3 protein-coding genes are annotated in these 16,770 nt (G+C 63.9%); 2 read left to right on the top strand and 1 reads right to left on the bottom strand.

What is annotated here, in order from left to right; all coding sequences use genetic code 11:
* Window positions 1-2,966, bottom strand: a 2,966-nt coding sequence (locus BGP00_RS03310; protein ID WP_292925700.1) for an Ig-like domain-containing protein, incomplete at its 3' end; no start/stop codon positions are given.
* Between the two features lie 1,449 nt (window positions 2,967-4,415).
* Here BGP00_RS03310 and BGP00_RS03305 point away from each other — a divergent pair.
* Entirely contained in the window at window positions 4,416-13,718 is a 9,303-nt protein-coding gene (locus BGP00_RS03305) for an autotransporter-associated beta strand repeat-containing protein (RefSeq protein WP_292921925.1), read from the top strand.
* 417 nt (window positions 13,719-14,135) lie between these two features.
* A complete protein-coding gene (locus BGP00_RS03300; protein WP_292921924.1) occupies window positions 14,136-16,724 on the top strand; it encodes a TonB-dependent receptor in 2,589 nt (862 codons plus the stop codon).
* Window positions 16,725-16,770 lie beyond the last annotated feature (46 nt).

Raw genomic sequence — 16,770 nt, 5'->3', positions numbered from 1 at the left:
CACAGGCCGGTGGCGGCGCCGCTGCCGTTGGTGGGGTGGCCGAGGGCGGCGTTGATCTGCCCTGCGACCGAATTGGCGCCCGCGCCGTTCAGCACGTTGATCGCGGCCATCAGGCCTGCGATGGAATTGAGTGTGGGCGTACCGCCATGGGTGCTGGAATCATCGATGACCAGTGCAAGGTTGGCGTTCGTCCCGTTGATCTGCGTTTGCAGACCCGCCGTCGCCGTGCTGATCGCGCTTTCGATCGCTGCCCACAGGCCGGTGGCCGCGCCGCTGCCGTTGGTCGGGTGGCCGATGGCGGCGCTGATCTGGGAAGCGACGCTGCTCTGGCCCACCAGCGTTTGCAGGGCGGCGACCGCGCTGTTCAGCGCGTCGATCTGGGCGCTGAGCGAGGCGATGTCCTGATAGGTGGCGTTGGCGTAATTGGCGCCCTGCAGCGTGGCGATATCGTGCTGGAGCGTGGTCTGCAGCGCCGTAACGGTGGCGCTCAGGCTGTCGTGGGCGGCCTGCAGCGCAGTGATCGCGGCGGCATTGTTGCTGTTGCCGGTCTGCAGCGCCGACACGGCGGTCTGCAGCGCGCCGATATTGGTCAAAATCCCGGCGATCTGCGTGGCCTGCGTGGCAATATTGCCGGTGTTGGCGGCAATCTGGGTCGCCTGGGTGTTCACCTGCGCGGTCAGCGCGGTCATCGCCGAGGACAGATTGCCCACCAGCGTCTGGAGCGAATCCAGATTATGCGCCGTAATGGCGTTGAGATCGAGCTGCTGCTGGTTCACCTGCGTCTGCAGCGCGGCGAGCGCAGCCTGAATGCCGGTGATCGAGGCGGTGGTTGCCGTGCCGCCATGAGCCGAGGCGTCATTGATCAGCAGGGCAATGGCCGAAGTGTTGCCGCTCACCGCCGTCTGCAGCGCGCTGATCGCGCCGCTGATCTGGGGGATCGAGGGGTAATTCAGCGCCGAAATCAGATTGGCCGCGGTGCTGTTGCTGATGACGGTGTTGTTGCTGCCATATTCGACGGTCACCGTGGTGCCCATCAGGAACAGATTGCCCGGACTTTGCAGGAAGGTGATGAGGTCGTTGATCTGGCTCTGCGTGTCGAGATGGATCGTCAGTTGCCCCAGACCCGACAGGCTGACCAGCGAGGACAGCGCCTCGAACTGGGCCAGCGTGAGGACCACGCCCGAATTGATCTGGATATTGACGATGCCGGTCAGATTGACGCCCGACAGGTCAAGCGTGCCGTTGCGCACCTCGATCTGGTTAAAGCCCTGTACGCTGCTGGCCGAGGAGAGGACCACGCGATCCTGCGCCGAGGCGAAATCGAGGATCAGCAGGTTGGGCTGGCCCGGATTGGCGGCGGGCGAAACATTGGTGATCAGCGTCAGCGGATAGGTATCGACCGCGCCGGGGGTCTTGTCGGCGACGGTGACATCGACCGGGCTGCCGTTGGGATTGCCGGTGATGGTCAGCGATGTGGCGTTGGGCGCGTTGATTGTGATCGGCACATTGCCGTCAATGGCGTTGACCTGCACCGCGACATTGGTGGCGCTGGTGTTGACCACGCCCGAGCTGGACGAGACCAGCTGCAGGTTCTGCGAAGCCGTGGCGCTGTTGCCCGCCGCATCGGTGGCGGTCACGCCCACCGCGTTGATGCCATTGGCGTTGAGCGCCAGCGTGCCGCTGGTCGGCGTGGCGGTGGCGGTATTGACCGACCATGCGCCGCCGGTGGCCGTGGTCCGATAGGTGGCGCCCGCGATGGTGACGACCACCGTGTCGCCCGTTTCGGCCGTGCCCGAGAGCACCGGTGCGCCGCCTACCAGGATGGGCTGGCTGGTGATGCCAACGGCGGTCACAGTGTCGAGCGTATAGGACAGGGTGCCCGCCGAACCGGCATTGCCCGCCGCATCCGTGGCGACCGCCGAAACACTGACCGCGCCATCGCCAAGGGTGGCCATATCGCCCGAGGACAGGGTGACGGTCTGGGCGCTGCCCGTGCCGGTCACGGATTTGGTCACCGTGTGGCTGCCATTGGTGAAGGTCAGCGCGACCGTGCTGCCGTTTTCCGCCGTGACGCTGACCGAACCGTTGCTGGTCACGCGGTCGGTGGCCGAGGCGCCGGTGTCGGTGGAGAGCGCCAGCGTGGGTGCGGCGGGGCCGGTGGTGTCCAGCGTGAAGCTGTTGGTGGCTGCGCTGCTGGACAGACCATTGGCCTTGGCCACGGCGCTGACGGAAATCGCGCCATCGCCCAGCGTGGTGAGATCGGCCGAGGTCAGCACCACGGCAACCGCCGAACCGGTGCCGGTCACGGACTTGGTCAGCGTATGCGTGCCATTGGTAAAGGTGACGTCGATGGTCGTGCCCGAAGCGGCATTGACGGTGACAACGCCGCTGGCCTGGGTGGCTTCGGCGGCATTGGCGCCATTGGTGCCCACGCCATTGCCCAGCGTGACGACCGGGGCGGTGGGCGGCGTGGCCGGTGCGGCCGCCGATCCGCCGCCGCCGGCCAGCGCACCGGCGAGGCCGCCCGCCGCGCCAAGGCCCAGCAGGAGCAGCAGTGTGCCCGACAGGCCATGATGGCGGTCATCGGAATTGTCGCTTCCGCCCGCGCCTTGCGCGTCGGCTTCGGCATTGCCCCAATCTGCGGCGGCCCATGCGCCTTCGCCCGGATTCGCATTGTCAAAGGCGGTGTTGATAGCGCTCAGATCCAGCGGCCCCTTGCTGTCCAGCCCGTCGATCGCCTCGCCCGCGATTCGCAGCTGGATGGCGTCATCGCCCTGATTGTAATCGAGGATCAGCTTGCCGTGGGCAAACTCGGCCTTGGCCGGGCGCAGGGCATTGTGGTTCTGGGAATCGACCACTTCGACATGCGCGCCGGCGGGCAGCGTGATGTCGTTCATTCCCTTTCGCAGCTTCTTTGTGACGTGGCGTCCAGTTTCATGCGAGGCGATACGCAGGACGACGGTCATGTGTGGATCCTTATAAAAAAGATGATGCAAAGAGTGCGAAAGGCGTCGAAATCGCGGTATATTGTCGGGTCGGTAATGATCGGATTAAAACTTGCAACTCGTACAAACACATAGCGATTTGCGAGTTAAGTATTCCAACCTATTCTCTCCCTTTAATGCCATTATAGCACGGTCTTGGTTTCTTTATTTTAATCGCCGACCTCGTAGTAATACAGAAATTACTATTTGGCGGATAAGCGGCAATAAGGCACTGCCTGCGCCTGCGCCCGCCCGGCGCCGGGCAAGGGGAAAAGGTAAGCCATTGGCCCATCTTGGAGATTTTGCGCAGTGGGGCATGTTTGGCGCGCAGCAGGCGGGCGTGCGGCCGGTGGTTGGGGAAAGAGAGTTTGAGGCGAACCGAGTGCGATTTCGGCATTGCGGACCGGATCACGCAGGTTTTGCGCCTGTTGCGGCCGGAGGGTCAGCCCTATTGAAAACCCCGCAGCAAAGCGATGAACCGAGTCCGATTGATCGAGTGATGAAGCGGTGGGCCGTTTTATGGCGGAGGTGGCCACCGGCTGTGCCTGCCTTCCATCCGCTCATGCCCATTAGGGCGGATGTGTACAGCGCGGACAAGAGAAGCAGAGCCTGCCCCCGAATTGCCGGACGCGATAGGCTGCCGCTCTGTCCGATAGCGGCATGGTGGCGCATCCCAGGCTGGTCGCCAATGCTTGCGACCGGTTCGAGCGGATGCATTCCAGAGTCTGCATACGAGGCACCGGGCCGTTCCCATGGAGCTTTAGCTTTGTCGGCAGGGACGAACGGGGCCTTCTATCGCAAGGGGCAGATAGGCGCCGGGAGCGCGCATCAGAACTCCGACGCCGCCGCGACAGTTGCCATACTGCCCGGCGGAGCCTGTGCGGTTACGGAACGGGCGAGGGGCCTGCCTGCCTTTCCAGAATCGCAGCCTTTTTTATCCCTGTACGATTTGCCTTAGGTTCAAAAAGGTGAATTTTATAGGCCCGATCGGCGTAATGCTGCGTTTGCGAATGAATAAATATATTTATATTTCAATATATTAAATTCAATCTTGCACCCCTTCACGGCAAATGACGAAGGCGGAATTTATGGGTAGTCGACCTAGGTGAAAATTAACCAAATCTGACGTAATCGCCGGTTATATCGCAGGGTATAAGTCGTTCCGATGCGTCGGTGCGAACCGGATGGGGATTGCCTACAGTTTACTGTGGGTGGGTTTGAATATTTTTTGGGGACAGTGGGCGACAATTCCATACAGTGATTGAGGCTGCCGGGGCGGCATGCGCTCGCGTATTTGCGCAGTGCTTTGCCTGCCGGGCCAGTCTGTGGTTCTGACAACAAGGTTTTCCTTGGTGCGCGCCGGCTTGTGTCGGCGTGACTGGTTTTGTTGTGCCCTGTTCGTTTTGTTTTCTTATGAACAGGTGGATAGTGATGAAACAGCGTCGTGGATGGTTGCTCTCAAGCTCGATTCTGGCTCTTGGTGCCATGGCTTCGCTTCCGGCCACGGCTTTGGCCCAGAGCGCCCCGGTCAATGTCACCAACGGCAGCGGCGGCTCGGGCTTTGTCGTTTCGGGCGACACCTCGCTTCAGGCGGCCAACCCCACGAAGGTGGTCGGTTCGAACGTCTCGGTGGGCTCGAACAGCAGCCAGACGGTCTTCACCAACTATGCCACTGCGGGCGGCAATGGTTCGGGCGGCGGCGCGGGCCTTGGCGGTGTGTTCTTCGTGGACAATGGCGCCACGCTCACGCTCAACAACGTCAGCTTTGCCAATAACACGGTGACGGGCGGGCAGGGCGGCGGCATCGCCACCTCCTCGGTCGCTCCCATCGCCTTCACCGTCACGGGCGTCACGGCCGACGCCAGCGCGGCCCAGATCTATCGCCCCTCGCTGTCCAACGGTTCGAGCAGCCTGATTACCTATAACAACGGTCAGTACTACCTGACCGGCGTGGTCGCCACCGGCGACAACCAGTTGATCACCCAGGGCGCGGGCGTTGCCGTGGCCGGGCAGAACAACGGCGCCAGCGTGGCCGGGACCGTCGGCTCGACCATTTCCAGCATCACCAATGTGGGCGTCGATGCGAACGGCAATGCGCTCAACCTGATCACCTTTGCCGATGCGATTGCGCTGCCCACCTCGGATTTGGTCACCGGCACTGTGACCTTGGCCAGCACCACGGTGACGTTGGGCAATTCGGTCAATGTCTCGATGCTCCAGCGCGGCCAGAAGGTCTTCCTGTCCGACGGTACCACGGCCACCATCGCATCGATCACCTATGATTCGACCGATCCCAGCAACCCGGTCATCACCGGCTTCACGCTGGATCACGCGGTGGCCAATGTCACCGTCACCGCCGTTTCGGTGACCGAAGTGAACGTGGCGCGCTTTGCCACCGCCACCACCAGCACCTTGTCGAACACGATCACCCCGATCGCGGGTATGACCGGCTTCAAGGTGGGCATGGTCATCACCGGCAATGGCGTTCCGGCCAATACGGTCGTCACGGCGGTCAATGCCAATACCGGCGCGATCACCCTGTCGAATCAGGTCGATCTGAGCCAGGTCTATTCCTTCAAGGGAACCTTCAGCCCGCTGATCTCGAACACAGGCGGCAATGCGGTGGTTCAGGTCAACTCGCTCACCGGCCTTGCCGTGGGCGAAACGGTTTCGGGCACCGGCATTCCCAACGGGACGGTGATCACCGCGATCAACACCACCACCAATCAGATCACGCTGAGCAATGTCATCGCTTCGAACGGCGTTTCGGCGATCAATGCCAGCAAGGAAATCATGACCTTCAACCCGGTGCTGGCGGTCAACCAGACCGGCGGCAGCACGGGCACCGTGACGGTGGGCACCACCACCGGCCTGATGGTCGGCCATCTGCTGGTGGGCAGCAATGTGCCCGCCAATGCGGTCATCACCTCGATCAACACCGCCAACAACACCGTTTCCTACCGTATCGACGCCGCGGCGGGCAATCTCAACACCGGCGGCTCGATGAACAATCTGGCCTATATCGGCACGGTGGGCGGCAATGGCAGCGGCGGCGCGGATGGCAGCGCCTTCTCCGCGATCTTCGTCGATGGCGAAGGTTCGCCGGGCAATAACGGGCGCAATGCCTCGAACGGCACCAATGCGCCGGGCGGACGCGGCGGCGTGGGCGGCAGCGGCAGCGCGGGCGTTCCCTTCAATGCCCAGCAGACGCTGGCGGTTGCCAATGATGCCCTCACTCTGGGCTTTGACATTTCCGAAGCGGCGGCGGCGCTGGCCCAGTTCACCCCCAATTTCGCCGAATCGGCGATCAAGGTGGCCCGCGCGGCGGTCGATGGCGTGACGCTGGCCGATGACATTCTGGCGCTGGTGACGTGGAATATCGCGCTGGCCAACGGCACGGTGGCCCATGGCGGTGCGGGCGGCCAGGGCGGCAATGGCGGCGCCGGTTCGACCTTCTATGGCGGCGGCGCAGGCGGTCAGGGCGGTTCGGGCGGCGCGGGCGCGCTGTCGCAGACCGACGGCGGCGCGGGCGGCGCAGGCGGCGCGGGCGGCGCGGGCGGCTTTGGCGCGGGCGGCGGTTCGGGCGGCCTTGGCGGCGCGGGCGGCTCGGGCGGCCAGAGCATTGCGGGCGCGGATGGCACGGGCGGCGCGGCCGGTTTCGGCGGCGGCGTCGGTTCGACGGGCACGTCGGGCGGCGGCGGCGGCTCGGGCTTTGGCGGCGCGATCTTTGTGCGCAGCGGCGGCACGCTGGTGCTGCAGGGCAACGGCATTTTCCAGAACAACGCGGCCATTGCCGGATCGAGCAACAATGGCGGCGCGGCAGGGCAAGCGGCGGGCGCGGACATGTTCATCATGACCGGCAGCAATGTGACCCTTCAGCCGGGCACGGGCAACACGATCACCTTCTACGATTCCATCGCGGATGACAGCGCATCGAGCATCGGCACGGCCTCGATCGCGGCGGGCAGCGGCGCGTCGCTCAAGATCGTGGGCGGCGGCACGGTGCAGTTCCTTGGCACCAACACCTATTCGGGCACGACCGAGATTTCGGGCGCCACGCTGGAAGCGCAGGACGGCACCGGCATCAATGCCATGAGCCACATCCTGTTTGACGGTTCGGGCACGATCGGCGCGGGTCTGTCGACCAACTCGGCCGGTGTGCTCCTCTCGGGCGGCACCTTCAGCCGCGCGGTGGGCAGCCAGCCCAACAACGTCTCTTGGGCAGGCAGCGGCGGTTTTGCGGCCACCTCGGGCGGGCTGACCGTCAATCTGGGCTCGATCAACGGTGGCGTCGGCCCCGCGCTCACCTGGAATTCGGGCGGTTTTGTCACCACGGGCAGCACACTGGTGTTCGGCTCGGACGCGGTTGACGCCACCGGCTCGGTCAATTTCCTCAATGCGATCAACCTGAGCGGCCTTAACGGCAAGATCGCCGTGCTCCACAACAGCGGCGCCGCCACCAACGGCAGCACCAGCTTTGATGCGGTGATGCAGGGCGCGATCTCCGGCGGCACGCTGACGGTGAATGACGCCGCCAATGGCTATGCCGGCTCGCTGCTGCTGTCGGCGCAGAACAACCTGAGCGGCATTACCGTCAACGCGGGTCAGGTTTCGACCACCAATGGCACGACCAGCGGGCGCCTGATGAACGCCGTTTCGGGCGGTTCGGTGCAGGTCAACGGGGGCAGCCTCGTGCTGGGCGGCGCCGAGGCGCTGACCACGGTGAATGTCGCGGCGGGCGGTCTGCTGGTGGCCGCTGGCGCCACCACGGCGACCGCTATCAACAACGCGGGCACCACCACTTTCGGCAACACGCTGTCGGCCAACTCGATCACCAATTCGGGCGGGCTCTCGCTGCTGGGCTCGACCACGCTTACGGGCGGCGTGACCAACCAGTCGACCGGTACGCTGTGGCAACTGGCCAATGTCTCGGCGGCCAGCGCCGCCAACAATGCGAGCGGCATCTGGGATCTTTCGGGCAATCTGACCACCACCGGGACGGTCACCAATGACGGCCTGCTCAATGTGGTGGGCACGCTGTCGGGCGACATGCTGAGCGAGACGGCGGCCACGCGCACGATCAACACCGCAGGTTTTGGCGGCGCCTCGAGCGGCAATGTCAATCTGGGCGGCCTTTACAACACGGCCAACACGCTGGTCATCAACCAGTCGGGCACCTCGACCTACAGCGGCATTTTCTCGGGCGCGGGCGGCTTGACCAAGACCGGCGCGGGCCTGCTCAATCTGGCGGGGGCAAATACCTTCACCGGCCCGCTGGCCATCAACGGCGGCACGATCAACACCACCGCAGGCGGCACCTTTGCCGATACGCTGGACGTGACGGTGGGCGCGGCAGGCACCTATGTGGTCGGCACCAGCGACACGATCCATTCGCTGAGCAACAGCGGCACCACCACGGTGAATGCCGGTCTCAATCTTGCCACGCTGACCAACAATGCCACCGGCAATGCCACGGTCAACGGCTCGCTGACCAGCTCGGGCGATGTGTCGAATGCAGGTACGCTGGGTTTTGCGTCGGGCTCGACCGGCTCGATCGGCGGCGCGCTGAACAACACGGGTACGCTGACTTCGGCCGGGCAACTGACCGTTTCGGGCCTGTTCACCAATGCGCTGGGCGCAAGCGCCACGCTGGGTTCGGCGGGCTGGACCCTGCTTGACAGCCTGACCAACAACGGCACACTGACCGCCTCGTCTCCGTTGACCGTGACCCATGCTGTGACGAACAATGGCACGGGCACGCTGACCCTCAACGCCGGGTCGCAGGGCCAATTCGGCAGCCTGACCAACGCGGGCACGGTCAATGTCAACGACTCGCTCAACGTGTCGGGCGCCTATACCCAGAACGCGGGCACGCTGACCGTCGCCGGCGGCAAGACGCTCACCACGGGCAGCTTCTCGGGCGCGGGCGGCACCGTCACGCTGAACGGCACGGGCAATGTCTTCACCATCAACCAGTCGGCCGACGGCACCTATGCGGGCGTGGTGACCGGCACGGGCGGCGTTTACAAGCAGGGCGCGGCCACGCTGACTCTGGCGGGCGCTGCGAACAGCTTTACGCCGGGCCAGCTGATCGTTCATGAGGGCGGCGTGACCGTCCAGAACGCGGGCATTCTGGGCGGCGCTCTGCCGGTGCGCACCGATGCGGCGGGAACGCTCACGCTGCTGGGCGACCAGTCGATCCTGGGTCTGCTCAACAATGGCACGACCAATCTTGTCGCCAATCTGACTACCAGCAGCACCGTGACCAACAATGGCCTGATGAATGTGATCGGCACGGTTTCGGGCAATCCGGCCGTGGAAACGGCAGCCACGCGCACGATCAACACGGCAGGCTTTAGCGGCGCCTCGACCGGCAACGTCAATCTGGGCGGCCTTCAGGGCGCGGCCAACACGCTGGTCATCAACCAGTCGGGCTATTCGCTCTATGCGGGCGTCTTCTCGGGCGCCGGGGCTCTCACCAAGACCGGCAACGGCGGGCTCAGCCTTGCCGGGGCCAGCACCTTTGCGGGGCCGCTCACGGTCAATGCGGGTTGGATCGACACCTCGGCGGGCGGCACTTTTGCCGACACGCTCGACGCCACGGTCGCGGCCAATGCGGGCCTCTATCTGGGCACGAATGACACAATCCACTCGGTCAACAACAGCGGCTATACCTATGTCGGCGCCACAATCGGTCTGACCACGCTGAACACGACCGCGACCGGCTATACGCAGGTCTATAACACCCTCAATGCATCGGGCGACGTCAGCAATGCGGGCACGACCCGCTTCAGCACGGGCTCGGTGGAGAACCTTGCGGGCAACCTCGTCAACACCGGCGATCTGCGCTCGCGCGGCACGCTGAGCGTGGCGGGCCTGTTCACCAATGACACCACCGGCACCGCCACGCTGGGTTCGGGCATTTATGCCAACAACGGCACCAGCCAGTTCGGCGCGATGCTCAACAATGGGCTGATCGACGCCTACACGCCGCTGACCGTGACCGGCAATGCCACCAACAGCGCCACCGGCACGCTCAACCTGCATCTGGGCTCGGCGCCCGCGTTCGGCAGCCTGAACAATTCGGGCACGATCAACGTTTCGGACAATCTGTCCGTCTCGGGCGCCTATGTGCAGGATGCCGGTACGCTTTCGCTGGCCGATCATCTGGTGATGAACACGGGCAGCTTCTCGGGCGCGGGCGGCTCGGTGTTGCTGGGCGACAGCACGGGCTGGGCCATCAACCAGACCACCGACGGCACCTATTACGGCGCCATCGGTTCGCTCAGCGGCAATGCCTCGACCGCCAGCATCTTTAAGTATGGCGCGGCGGCCCTGACGCTGAACGGCGGCGCGGGCAGCGTGATGGCCTCGCTGCTTGAAGTGGCCAACGGCACGCTCAACGTTGCCAGCGCCAATGCGCTGAGCAGCAACATGGCGCTTTACGTCAATCCCCAGCAGAACGGCGCGGCGCCCGTGCTCAACCTGCTGACCAATCAGGCGATCACCTCGCTCTACACCAACGTGGGCGGCGTAACCAACCTGTCGGCGGATCTGACCACCAGCTCCTATACGCAGGTCGATGGTCGCCTCAATGTGCTGGCGGACGGCAGCGGCGCCACCACGCGCACCATCAACACGCCCTATCTGCTGGGCGCGGCAAGCGGTGTGGTCAATCTGGGCAGCAATGCCACGCTCAACCTCAACCAGTCGGGCAATTCGCTCTATCAGGGTATCCTCACCGGCAGCGGGGCGCTGACCAAGACCGGCAACGGCACACTGCTGCTGAGCGGGGCCAGCACCTTCACGGGGCCGCTGACCATCAATGGCGGCACCGTCGACACCACGCCGGGCGCCACCTTTGCCGACAGTCTGGATGTGACCGTGGGCGCGGCGGGCACGTTGATTGCGGGCACGAACGACACGATCCATTCGTTGAGCAACAGCGGCACGACCACGGTCAACGCCGCCCTGTCGCTCGCCTCGCTGACCAACAATGCCGGGGGCACCACCAGCATCAACGGCGCGTTGACCAGCACCGGCGATGTGTCGAACGCAGGCACCCTCACTTTCGCTCAGGGCACCACCGGCACGATCGGCGGCGTGCTGAACAACACCGGCACGCTGACGTCGCAGGGCGTGCTGCAGGTGGCGGGTCTGTTCACCAACGGGGCCTCGGCAACCGCCAATCTGGGCACCACGGGCGGCAGCAGCTTTGGCAGCCTGAGCAATGCGGGGATGCTCAACGTCAACTCCGTCCTGCTGGTCACCGGGGCTGCGGCCAACAGCGCGGGCGGCACGGTCAACCTCAATGCCGGGACGCTCTCGGAACTGGGCAGCCTGAACAATGCGGGCACTTTCACCGCCTCGTCCTCGCTGCTGGTTGACCACAATGTCACCAACAGCGGCACGCTGACGCTGAATGCGGGCAACACCTATCAGTTCGACAGCCTGACCAACAGCGGCGCAATTGCCGCCAAGGCCGACCTCTATGTCGCCAATGCCTACACCCAGAATGCGGGCAGCCTGATCACCAGCAACAATGCCACGCTGACCACCGGCTCGCTCTCGGGCGCGGGCGGCACGATCACGCTCAACGGCACCAGCACGTTCAACATCAACCAGACCGCCAACGGCACCTATTCGGGCGTCATCAACGGCACGGGCACGGTGCAGAAATACGGCACCGGCGTTCTCACGCTCAACGGCGGGGTCGACAGCTTTGCTCCCAGCGCGCTCTCGATCCACTTTGGCGGCGTGACGGTGGCCACGGCCGACCTGCTCGACCATGCGCTCAATGTGCAGATCGACACGCCCGGCACGCTGACGCTGCAGGCCAACCAGACGATCCACAACCTGACCGGCAGCGGCGTGCTGAACATCGGCACCAACCTGCTGACGCTGGCCAATGGCGGTTCGTTCAGCGGCGCGGTGCAGGGCACGGGCAATGTGGCGGTGTCGAGCGGCACCTTCAACCTGAGCGGTCAGAGCAGCTCCACCTCTGGCACGTTCAGCACCAACACCGGAACCACGCTCAACATCACCCAGACCGGCAGCATCGTTGCCCCGACGGTGACGCTGGCCAATTCGACGGTGAACCTGTCGGGTGCCATCACCGGTACCACGGTCAATGTCGCAGGCACGCTGCTGCACATGGGCAATGGCATCGATCTGGGCCAGAGCGGTGCGACCTCGGGTCTGGTGACTTCCACCAACACCTATGTCATCAACAGCGGCGCGATCACCGGCAACGGCTCGATCACCGGCAACACCTTCGTGGGGGGCACCACGGCGGGCACGATCGCGCCGGGCAACTCGCCGGGCGTGCTCACCTTCGGCAACCTGAATTTCGGCAACAATTCCAGCGCTGTGATGCAGATCGACGGCAATGCCGGGGCGGGCGCCACCGGCGGGTATGACCAGATCATCGTGACCGGCAACCTTGCGCTGTCGGGCTCCTCGGTGCTCAATCTCACCAAGTCGCTGCCCGCGAACAACTATGCCATTGCGCTGGGCTCGGGCATCCAGATCTTCAAGGTCGCGCCGGGCAAGACCTCGGGCTTCTTCGGCTCGGTGGTCACGTCCAACTTTGCCCAGCCGGTGGCGCTCAACCTGTCGAACGGCACGGTCTATGGTCTGGGCAGCTATACGCCCGCCAGCTTCACGGCCGCGGTTGCCACGAGCGACAACCAGAAGGCGATCCTGAGCACGATGCTGGTCAATTCGACCGGCGGCACGCCGCAATATTACGGCGGCAATCTGCTGGGCGCGCTGACCTCGGCTCTGGCCGCAGGCGGGGCGAACACCGCCAGCGTCTTCCAGCGCTGGTCGCCGCAGGGCTATGGCGCGATCCTCGATCAGATGCAGTTGGCTTCGCTCGACGGTCTGGCCGAGGTCGGGGGCTATCAGAAGCTGAACCCCGGCCACATCCGGGCCACCGGCTCGATCGAGCGCAGCGGCATGGACGGCGTCAAGGTTGCGGGCGACACCTGGAACAAGCATCGCGGCATGGCCTACAACATCGGCTTCTCGGGCGATCTGAAATTTGCCCAGCTCAATGTGACCTACAGCCACACCAACGGAAACTACTCGAACGACTATCTGACGGGTTCGATGCCGGGCGACCAGTTCGCTGCGGGCTTCTCGGCTCCGTTGACCCGCGATCAGGCGCTGCGTCTGTTCGGTCGCTTTGCCTATGGCACCTATTCGGCGCACGGCAAGCGCGTCATGCTGACCGGCGTGGCCGATTATACGGCCAATGGCGCCAGCACGACGACCTATGGCGGCGGGCTTGAATATCTCAAGAGCCATGGCGCGCTCACGCTCGACCTGACCGCCGAATATATGGGCATGACGCAGAAGACCAAGGCCTTCACCGAAAGCAGCGTCACGGCCAGCCCGCTCGACCTGTTCACCATTGGTGCGATGAACCGCAACCAGCAACTGGGCCGTCTGCGCGCCAAGTTCGATTATGGCTTCTCCAAGGTGGTGGGCGGCTATGTCGATCTGGGCTACACCCATGCCTTCGGCAAGGGGCAGACCCTGGTCGGCGCAACGCAGGTTGCCGATCCGATCGCCTTCTCGCTTAAGGGCAGCGGCCTGGCCGCCGATCGTATTCAGGCCAGCGCCGGTCTGCGCTTCACGATCAGCCAGTCGGTGCAGATCAACGCCGATGGCGGCGTGGGCAACAATGGGCTGTTCCGCTTTGGCGGCGGGGCGCGCATCGTCTTCTGATCGCGCTTCGGGTCTTTCTGACAAGAGCAAGGGGTTGGCTTTCGGGCCGGCCCCTTTTTCTTTGTGCGGAAGGGGGCTTTCGGGCCGGGCGCCTTGCCCTGATCCCGGAGAGGCACACCGGCGATGATGAGGGCCACCGACGATCAGGTCGGCGCGGGCGGGAATCCTGCGGACTTCCGCTTGGTCATCAACAGGTTGCCGGACGCGGGGGCTGATCCCTGAGTACCTTTCCTTCGGCGATTACCTGTGACCGATCCACCATAGGGCTGCGTCATCCTTGCCACAGTTGGGCGGGCTTTCGTCCGGGATCGTCTGCTTATGGTGTCTGCATTCTTGACAGCCCCATACGTATGACCTTATTTATAAGATAAATGAGATTCCAAAACGATTAACGCCAGGCCTTAAGGGAGGGTATTCGTGATTCGCAAAACATATGGCGCCGCAATGGTGAGCGCTCTGGCATTGGCTGTGGCCGCAAGCCCGGTTTGGGCGGCCGATGAGACCCCGGCGCCGCAGGATATTGTCGTCACCGGCCTGCGCGCCTCGCTGCGCGACGCCATCTCGGCCAAGCGCGCCTCGGCCGTCGTGACCGAGACGATTTCCTCCAAGGATATCGGCGTCTTGCCCGATGTGACCATTGCCGATGCGCTGGCCCGCCTGCCGGGCGTGACGGCCACGCGCGACCGCGGCAATGCCAGCCAGGCTTCGGTGCGTGGCCTCGGCCCCCGTCTGGTGCTGGGTCTGGTCAACGGGCGCGAAGTGGCGTCTTCCGAGCCGGACCGTAATGTCCGCTGGGAAATCTATCCTTCCGAAGCCGTGTCGGGCGTGACCGTTTATAAATCGCAGGGCGCCGATCTGATCGCGGGCGGTGTGGCCGCCACGATCGACATCCGCACGATCCGCCCGCTCGATTATGTCGGCCCGCGCCTGACGCTGCGCGCCGGGGCCCAGATGAACGACCCGGGCTTCCGCATCCCCAATTATGACAATGTGGGCACGCGCGGCAGTGTGCAATATATCACGCGCCTGACCGACACGCTGGGCCTCTCGCTGGGCGGCAGCTATCAGAAACAGAAGAACGGCTATTCCTCGTTCCAGGGCTGGGGCTATAACAATGCCGACGCCGGCAACAGCCCGCCCACCTATAACGGCCAGTCCGTCAACGCCCCGTGGGGCGCGCAGGCCGAGGTCAAGGCGCTGATCGAGGAGCGCTGGAGCACCAGCGCGGGGCTGCAGTGGAAGCCGGACGATCACTGGGATGTGAACGCCGATTTCCTCTATTCCAATGTGAAGATCAACGAGAACCAGTTCCAGCAATGGCATGGCGGCTGGGGCGATTGGGGTGGCACTTTGCCCGACGCTACCTATGGTGCGGGCCAGTTCACTCTGGCGGGCAACGATATCGTTGGCGCCACGGTGGGCAATTACAAGACCACCGTCACCAATGTGATCGCCAAATATACCGAGGACAAGAACCTGCTGGCGACGGGCCTGAATGCCCGTTACCGCGCCGATGATGTCACGGTGAAGTTTGACGCTTCCTATTCGCAGGCGCGCCGCAACAACACATGGGCCGCGCAGGAATGGAACGTCTGGCCCCAGAGCGTGACCTTCAACACCGCCGCAGGCGTCGTCCCTTCGATCTCGACGGCCACCGATGTGACCGCCGCCTCGGCCCAGTCCTATGCGGGCACAGGCCTGACCGGGCCGCAAAGGCTGGTCGATGCGCTGGGCGCCATGGCGCTGGATTTCAATTACAAACTGCATGGCGGGATTGTTACCGCGCTCAATGCCGGTCTGCGCTATTCCAACCGCATCAAGAGCTTCAACTCGCTGACCGGCGGCACGGTCAATCTGACAACCACGCCCAATTTCTCGTCTTTCAATATCACCGGCGGCGGCTTCAGCTTCCCCACCATGCTCTATGCCAATTATGACGCGATTTCCTCGCTCAACCTGAACACCGCGACGCAGGACAAGACCCAGTACTGGCGCGTGCGCGAGGATGATTTCGAGGCCTATGCGATGGCCGAACTGGCGGGTAGTCTGGGCGCTGTGCCTTATTACGGCAATGTCGGCGTGCGCATGGTCGATGTTTCCACCGGATCGAGCGCCTATCAGGGCGTGACATCGTGGAACGGCAGCGCCAATGTCACGACCTATAATCCGGTCTATGCGCCCAACCATTATTTCCGCGTGCTGCCCAGCCTCAACCTCAATTTCGACCTGAACGATCACCTCAAGCTGCGCGCGGGTGTGGCGCGGGTGCTCAGCCGCCCGCCGCTCGACGAATTGCGCGCCAGCCAGAACCTGTCCTACTATCCGCCCTCCTACCTTTCGGGAAGCGCGGGCAATCCAAACCTCAAACCCTTCATGGCCACGCAGGGTGATCTCAGCCTTGAATATTACTTCCACAAGGATGCGGTGATCGCGCTGGCGGGCTATTACAAGGATGTCGACAGCAATGTCGGCTATACCCAATATCCCACCACCATCGCGGGCACGACCTATACGATCACGGGTCCTGCCAACGGCAAGGGCGGCTATATTGCGGGCACAGAGCTGTCGCTCTCCACGCCCTTCTGGTTTGTGCCGGGCCTGTCGAACTTCGGGGTCTATGCCAATGCCGCGCTGGTGGATTCGAACCTGAAGGAAATGACGCCCACCTATAATCCGCTGCCCGCCGTGGGCATGGCCAAATTTACCAGCCAGTTCGACCTGTGGTATTCGGGCCATGGCGTGGATGCGCGCATCGGCATCAAGCATCACAGCCCCCAGACCGTGATCTTCGGCTGGGACGCATCGAAGCTGACGCGGATGGAAAGCGAGACGATCGTGGGCGCCAGCGTGTCCTATGCGATCACCAAGGCGATCTCCCTGCGCGTTCAGGCCAACAATCTGACCAATCAGGCGGCGCGCTTCTATTACGCCAACGATCCCAATCAGATCGCCCGTTATGAAAAGTATGGCCCCAGCTATCTGGCCGATGTGACCGTCAAGTTCTGATGAAAAGGGCCTCCGGGGGACCATCCTTCTCCCGGCGGCCCTTCCA

Origin of the sequence: Novosphingobium sp. 63-713, from assembly GCF_001898925.1 — a bacterium.
Taxonomy (GTDB): Bacteria; Pseudomonadota; Alphaproteobacteria; order Sphingomonadales; family Sphingomonadaceae; genus Novosphingobium.
Note: the sequence above shows the minus strand (reverse complement) of the source record. Positions and strands in the feature narration are given on the sequence as shown.